The sequence below is a fragment of the Dapis purpurea BLCC-M126 genome (assembly GCF_050015975.1).
Classification (GTDB): Bacteria; Cyanobacteriota; Cyanobacteriia; order Cyanobacteriales; family Microcoleaceae; genus Trichodesmium.
In genome coordinates, this window is sequence record NZ_JBNHER010000264.1 from 1 (window position 1) to 7,548 (window position 7,548).

The 7,548-nt window shown below is 36.3% G+C and carries 6 protein-coding genes and 1 tRNA gene; 1 reads left to right on the plus strand and 6 read right to left on the minus strand.

Translation table 11 applies throughout. The features are described 5' to 3' along the window. Positions 1–535: 535 nt before the first annotated feature. From petJ to ACP6PL_RS24345, 6 genes are all read right to left on the minus strand, one after another. Entirely contained in the window at positions 536–871 is a 336-nt protein-coding gene (gene petJ, locus ACP6PL_RS24320; RefSeq protein ID WP_426547897.1) for a cytochrome c6 PetJ, read from the minus strand. A gap of 364 nt (positions 872–1,235) precedes the next feature. Beyond that, a complete protein-coding gene (gene hisS / locus ACP6PL_RS24325; protein ID WP_426547899.1) occupies positions 1,236–2,627 on the minus strand; it encodes a histidine--tRNA ligase in 1,392 nt (463 codons plus the stop codon). A gap of 525 nt (positions 2,628–3,152) precedes the next feature. Continuing rightward, positions 3,153–4,088 carry a J domain-containing protein gene (locus ACP6PL_RS24330; protein WP_426547901.1) on the minus strand — a complete coding sequence of 312 codons (936 nt, stop codon included), beginning with the start codon at positions 4,086–4,088 and terminating at the stop codon, positions 3,153–3,155. A gap of 35 nt (positions 4,089–4,123) precedes the next feature. Continuing rightward, positions 4,124–4,957 (minus strand): inositol monophosphatase family protein, encoded by an 834-nt coding sequence (locus ACP6PL_RS24335; protein ID WP_426547903.1) that lies wholly within the window; start codon positions 4,955–4,957, stop codon positions 4,124–4,126. A 716-nt stretch (positions 4,958–5,673) separates the two neighbouring features. Beyond that, positions 5,674–6,195: a thermonuclease family protein gene (locus tag ACP6PL_RS24340; RefSeq protein WP_426547904.1), complete on the minus strand. Its 522-nt coding sequence runs from the start codon at positions 6,193–6,195 to the stop codon at positions 5,674–5,676. After that, positions 6,185–6,553, minus strand: coding sequence for a 2Fe-2S iron-sulfur cluster-binding protein (locus ACP6PL_RS24345; protein WP_426547906.1), 369 nt, complete (start codon positions 6,551–6,553; stop codon positions 6,185–6,187). The genes ACP6PL_RS24340 and ACP6PL_RS24345 overlap by 11 nt, the downstream gene beginning before the upstream one ends. 327 nt (positions 6,554–6,880) lie before the next feature. On the opposite strand from ACP6PL_RS24345, the gene ACP6PL_RS24350 reads away from it, so the two are divergent. Next, positions 6,881–6,967 (plus strand) — tRNA-Ser (locus ACP6PL_RS24350). Positions 6,968–7,548: the final 581 nt, after the last annotated feature.

Genomic DNA, 7,548 nt, shown 5'->3' on the forward strand with positions numbered 1-7,548 from the left:
TTTAACCAGAGGTAATTATCAATTATCCATTATCAATTATCAATTAATGAAGCAGTACCGCTATATATAGCTTATAAATTCGTCATTATTTCAGATTAACCCACTATAATTAGTGCCGTTGCGTAAGTCCTGAACTTATTATTTTGGCAGGAGGAATTAGTCTCCAAGGAAAATTAAAGTTATGAATAAAAAGGTTATTATCTAACCTTAGTCGTTGTTTTATTCTTTCAAAAGCTATTAGGGTTTAGTATTCCCCAGGAAAAGCTGAATGCTGACTGCTAATAGGTGAATACTTACATTTTTCGGTAAAAACCTTTGCTGTATAAGGATTATAGTTATTTAAGAGTTGAATCCATGGAACTATATGTTCTGTCTTGGTTTAAGTAATTTTGTCCATCTATTTAGCGACTACTGTATAGTATTCTTAAATTTTGACAAAAACTCTTGACTATGCTTCTCCGATATCAGTAAGACTGAGGTAATAGTAAATCATAGAGACTATATTTTTAAATATTAGTTTTTATGCCTATTTCTATTAACGCCAACCATTTTCTGCTTGCTGCAATACATAAGCTGATACAGTTTCAATTTCTGCTGGAGTTAAACGTTCTTGATAAGCTGACATATTATTTTTCCCATTCTTAACTAGATAAGCGATCGCCTCTAGAGAATCTAATTTGTTTCTTTTCAAAGTTTTTATTTTTAAATTCTTCCCCCGTCTAACAATATTACCTCCCTTCACATGACAACCTACACAATGAATCTGAAAAAGTTCCGCACCTTTTGTTGTTTCTGCTGCTAATGCAGTTGGCATTTTTATAATATTGATGGATATAAATATTAATAAGCAAGCTGTAATTATTTTTTTCATTTTTTCCTTCGTAAATTCAATTATCAGATGTTAGTTTTGTGAAATATCGAAATACTTTCCCAGGTAGATAGAAAAGATTTATTTAATCTGTATAACTCTTGATTTATACTTCCAAGATAATAATTTAATAGCTAATAGCTGAATGCTTACAAAGTACAATATTTTAGGTCTAAAAGATTCAAGAAGTTACCATTTTGGGTTAACTAGAGCAGAAAAATTAAGGGACTATTATTCCTACTAATTCCTCTATGACTCGCATTTTTCCTGACTGCCTCTCCCAGGGGTGGTTAGGGGTAGGTTGACTCCTGCCCGAACCCATGCATACTTTTTCAGCAAACCCTAACTATTAATTGTTAATTATTAATTATTGAATCAATCTTTGTTTTAATACACCTGCTAAACCTGCTATTGGAACTTTCATTTGTTCACCAGTTCGTAAATCTTTTAAACTACACATATTAGCTGCTGCTTCCTCAGAACCAATAATTATACAAAAAGGAATATTTTGCTTATCAGCTTGTTGTAATTGCTTCCCAACTCCACGACTATCAAAACTCGTTATGACATTCATTCCACTCTGACGTAACTTTTGAGAAACATCCAAATAAGTTGGCATTAAATCTTCCTGCATATTAACAACCATGACTGTTGCTGGAGTAGGAGCAAAAGATTCTAAAATACCTGCCTTTAACAAACGACTCATTAATCTAGTTAAACCAATAGAAATACCAACTCCTGGCATTTTTTCCCCAATAAACATTCCCACTAATTCTTCATATCTACCTCCAGAACAAATACTTCCTAAAGCTTCATGTCCGATTAAAGTAGTTTCATAAACTGTGCCTGTATAATAATCTAATCCTCTAGCTATTGATAAATCAATACAAAAACGTTGCTCTGAAACTCCCAAATTTCGCACGCCAGAAATTACTGTTTCTAATTCCGAAATTCCCTGACTCAAAACTTCAGAATTATCCAAAGTTCCTGCCATAATTTTTAGTTTATCTAAAACATCATTAACTTCACCTTTAACCTTAGTAAAATCCCAAACTTTTTCCACTTGCTCTTCAGAGAGACCAATTTCTGTTAAAGCTTTTTTGACTTTAGCTTCTCCCACTTTTTCAGCAGTATCAACAATCCGAATACATGAGACAATATTCTCTGGGACTACTCCCACAGATGCAAAAAAACCAGTTAGCACTTTCCGGTTATTAATTCTGATGATAAAATCTCCAATATTAATTGCCTCAAAAATTTCAGCAATAATTGCAGGAATTTGAGCATCATATAATAGACTTAATTTTCCTCTGCCGACAACATCAATATCACATTGTCTAAACTGACGGAAACGGCCATCTTTTGCTCGTTCGCCTCGGAAAACTACATCCATTTGATAACGAGCAAAAGGAAAATTTAGGTCATTCAAATGCCGAGCAATATAAGCAGCTAAAGGAACAGTTTGGTCAAATTTTAACGCTCTTTCTTCTGAGCCATTATCTCCAGCTTTTTCTTTTTCTGCTTGACGATTTGGAGGTAGAATTGGAGATAAACCATAAACAATATTATCCCCTTGATTTCCTTTTGCTTGCAAAACTTCTAAACGTTCCACCGCTGGAGTTTCAATAGGTGTAAATCCGTAGCGTTCAAATACCTGACGAATTGTATCCATTAGATAAGTTTCCAATCGTTTTTCACCAGGGAGAAACTCTGGAAATCCACTAGGACAACTATAATTAATTTTATCTACTTTTGCCATTTTTATTATTTACCTTCAGATGTCTTTATTCTTGAGAGTAGGGTTAACGAAGTCAGAAGTCAGAAGCGAGTGTGTAATTCTGAGGTCTCCGTTTCCTGCGGAAACGCTTCGCGAACAGAATGTAAGACACACTCAAGACAGTTGTTTTTGTAACGGGGATTTATGCCCCGCTCCAAAAACATTTCGCCTTAAAAGTTGGGGCTTTAAACCCAATTATTTTGGTAACTTACAAGGTTAGGTTTTTAATAGTAGATTATTGCAGCATATACTGGCAGTAAAATTTAGCTAATTCATTAATTGATAATGGATAATTACCTCTGGTTAAAACCGTAACGGAATTTAATTTAAGGAAATATATTAGCACTTTTTTCCCTTTATTTGGAGAGGGTAATAAAGCTAAATTATTCAATTAATAATTATTAATTATTCGGTAATTTTTTAGCGGGTAAGGAAGTAATGCAGCTTGCATATTTTTCATATTCTATACTCCCCACCCTCCCCACACTTCCCATACTCCCCACACTCTTATTTCTTCCCGCCAAAAAAGCCTCCAAATAAACCACCACCTTTATCGGTTTTATTTCCTTTCTTTTCAGTTTTAGCAGTAACTTTTCCAGTTCCTTTCTTTGTACCATTACCAGTTGCAGCTTGTTCTAATAACTTTTTAACTTCTAATGCTTTAGGTTCTTGAGGATTTAATGATAAAGCTTTTTTAACTTGAATTTTTGCCATTGTGCCTTGATTTTGTTGCAAGTAACATAATCCCAATAAAGCATGACCACGACTATGATTTGGCTCTATTTTTAAAGCACCTTTTAATTCCAAAATTGCCTTAGCATAATTTTTAGTAGATATCAAACTTTCCGCCCGACTACAAGCTTGTTCCACCAGAGGATTTTGAGCTTTAGACTTTACCGTTGTAGATTTTTCCTGATTGACAGGAGGTTTAACTGGTGGTGGCGGTGGCGGTGTAGCAACTCCAGTTCTAGATTCTTTCCGCATTAGATAAGCTAAATTCAGCTCACTAATTTCTCCAATGATTTCTAAAGTTTTATCTAAAGATTCATACTGGCGATCGCTCAACTCTTGTAGAGCAACCTTATATTTTTCTTGGTAATCTCCCCCTTTAGCAATTTGTTTAGCAGCATCTGTAGCAAAAGTAATCTGACTACGTTGTTGAGTAACAGTATCACCTAGTTTATTAAGAATGACAAAAAGTTCAGCGCGATCGCTTTCCTTAGAGAACTTATTATAAGCTGGACTTACCAATTTAGATAACAACTGATTAGCAAATTCTTTATCAGTCTCATTTTCAAAAGGACAGGTATCAGGATGTAAACGACGCGCCACCCGCATATACCGTTTCCGAATCTCAGGAAATTTTGCATCTAGAGAAACCCCTAAAATTGCATGATGGTCTGTAAAATCGAATTTGAACAATCCTTGTGTAAATGTAAACATAATAACGACTCCTCCTTATGGAAATTTCATAAAATCTAATTTAATCTATTAGTATTATCCCAATAAGCTAGAGGTGGAGTTTCAACCAAAGCTTGACTCATCAAATCGTGAATTTTGCCATTAGTAGCTAAAATTCTGCCCGACTTTAGATCAAAAGGACTATTATTGTAAGCCGTAACTTGACCCCCTGCTTCCTCCAGTACGACTATACCAGCAGTCACATCCCAAGGAGACAAACCCCTTTCCCAATAACCATCTGCACGACCACAAGCAATAGAAGACAAATCCAGAGCAGCAGATCCAGAACGTCTCACCCCTTGAGCTAAATGACACATTTGACAAAATTCTTTATAGTTATTATCAGTTGTTTCCCGACGATCATATGCAAAACCCGTAATAACTAAACTTTTTTCTAACGTAGTAGTGTGAGAAACAGAAATTGGCTGACGATTTCGAGTTGCTCCCAACCCTTTAGCAGCAAGAAACAATTCATCAAGAATAGGATTAAATACTGCCCCTACCTGTGGCACTCCATCAATTAATAATCCCACTGAGGATGCTGAAAAAGGATATTGGTGAGCAAAATTAGTAGTACCATCCAAAGGATCTATTGCCCACAAATATCTACTTTTCATATCCCCTAACTCTCCCGACTCTTCAGTCAGAATACCGTGGTCTGGTAGATGTCGCTGTAATACTTTGACAATTGCTTCCTCAGCAGCTTTGTCAGCTTCAGTTACCAAATTTCCTGGACTACCTTTTTCTTGAATATCTTTGAGATTACCCCAATAAGACATCAACTCTGCACCACCAGCAAGAGCAGCTTCAGTGGCAATATCCAGGAAAACTTTTAATTCTTCTATACTCATAAAAAATAATTAACTTGATTAATAAAAAACTGAAAATCAATAATTCACCTACAAAATTATTGTTGGAATAGGTTCTAGTAGCGTCTCTAGTTCCTTAAGCAATAGTTAAAATGAAACAGTCTAGTAGTGAACCGACACAGCTAATTTTGCGGATTAGCTCCTTGGGGCGAGTTCATCTCATCTAGTGGTTAAACTCCTTAATTTGTTAATTTGAAAAACAAACCCGCTCCTAAATATTGCAATATTTTAGGTGTGTCATTCCAGCAGTAGACCAACATGGCTAAAAATCTTCATTAATGTAGGGTACATATTTACTGCGAGAACTTAGGGATTGACAATAATTTTAGGTCAGTCCATTAGGTTCTTATAGACTAGAAAAGTTTACCGAATAATAATTAATAATTAATTATTAATTAAATAATTCTGGTTTAAAGCCTCCTCTTTCAAGAGGAAAAAGCGGTCGAGGGATGGCGAGGTTTCCTCGCCATATCCAATCGACCAAGAGAGCGGTCGTTTGCGGAGCATTCCGAAGGATGGGATGCCGAGGTCTCCGTTCCCTCCGGGACGCTACGCGTTTCATGTCGGCGACAGCCGAAACGGCATATCCAACCGACCAAGAGAAAAGTGCTCTTGAATTTCCTTATATTCAATTCCCGTGCGGTTTTAACCTTCTTGTAATTATCAATTATCCATTATCAATTAATGAACTACCACCTTCATTGTTTAAGATTTTGACTACGAAATTCTCCAGGAGTTTGACGCATTGGTTGGTTTGGGTTCCAAATACCTAGCCCCATCAGTCTAGCTTTTTCTTGGGCATTAGTCAGACGTTCCATATATTTAGTATTAGGAAAATCTGGCTTTGCTAGAGCTAAACCTTCTTTTACCATATATTCATTGATTAATTTTCCTCCGAGCCAAACATAAGCTAGTAGGCGATCAAATCCATCTTTCTCCTGAGTATCAAACTCCAATAATACTTCTTGCCCCAAAGTTAATTTTTCTAGTTGAATTCTTGCTTCTTGTCCCCAAGGGTTTTGTCTAATATCCGGGGCCTGAATGCCAATCAAGCGAATAGGTTCTAATAAGGGTACAGCAACAGAACGGTCAGCTATTTCTATAGTTTGTCCACTCACAACCCTTTCTACCCTAGTCATTTGGCCTGATGGTCGGTTTAGGTTTTGACAACTAACCAAAAATATACAGGCCATAAGTAGATAAATTATTTTAGTCTTCATCCAATGGCAGTCCAACTTGCACCTTTCCTTTGCCAAAGTAGCGGCCAAATTGGAGTTCATACACTTCATCTTCATCCTGTGTTTCTACAAATAGGTCAGAACGGGCATAACTGACACAGAGAAGAGCATAACCCTGTTTTTGCAGTTCCAGGGATAGTCCCATTGCTTCAGGTTGATAGATTTCTCCAGATAGAACTCTAACTGCACAAGTAGTACAAGCACCATTACGGCAGGAAAATGGCAATTCGACTCCTTGGTTCTCAGCGCTGTGGAGAATGTAGCGGTCATCAGGAACCTGGACTTTATAATGGGTATTATTTTGGCGATCGTGTATATTAATCTGGTGATAAGAGGCCATATCAGTTATCAGTTATCAGTTATCAGTTATTAGTTAACAGTACCTCCGGCTTGAGCGAGAGGAATTTTCTTTTCTATTGCCTGAAAAAGGGAGGCTATTGACCTTATTTCTTGGTCATAATGTGTTTAGATTTTTAGGTTATCTATCACGATTTAGATATTAGCTTTTGATGACTAGACCAAAACGTGGCTTATACTTAATTTTATGCGATATAGGCCCAAAATCCAAGAGAAAATTTTTTTGTCTGAGGGGGTTGCTAAATTTAGATTAGTTCTGCTAACATAGTTTAATTGTGAGCAAATTTAAAATTAAATAATTTTGCTTCCTGGAGAGGTGGCCGAGTGGTTTAAGGCGCAGCACTGGAAATGCTGTTATGGGGTAACTTATACGGGGGTTCGAATCCCCCCCTCTCCGTTTTTTAACAAAGTTAGAAGTCAGAAGCCAGAAGTTGTTTTTGTAACGAAGATTTTCAGTAACCCTTGAAAAACATTTCGCCTTAAAAGGCTGGGTTTCAGACCCAGTTCTTTTGATCGCTACCTTCCAAGTATTTATTCCTTATAATTATCTGTTTTTATAGTTTAACAGAGTTAAAATGTCTCTTTTTCATTCTTAGACTAGCTTAAGGACTTACGAATTGGGGAACAAATAAAATTAAATTGCCATATAGTAGGTTGAGTTGGTGTATTAAAACAAAGATCAAGTAATCTTGTAGAGTAATTAATGGCATTGCTGAATTAAGCTATGACTTTGAAATTAGTGAGTAGGGAGAGCTTGTCATAAAATGCGTGGGTTACAGGTGAGTAGGTAGAATGAAATCACCGGTTATAGCGAAATTCATACCATGGCCTTTTGGGACTCTTTATTACCGAATAATTATTAATTATTAATTAAATAATTCAGGTTTAAAGCCTCCTCTTTCAAGAGGAAAAAGCGGTCGTTTGCGGAGCATTCCGTTAGGATGGGATGGCGAGGTTTCCCGCTCTTGCAGAGCCGCT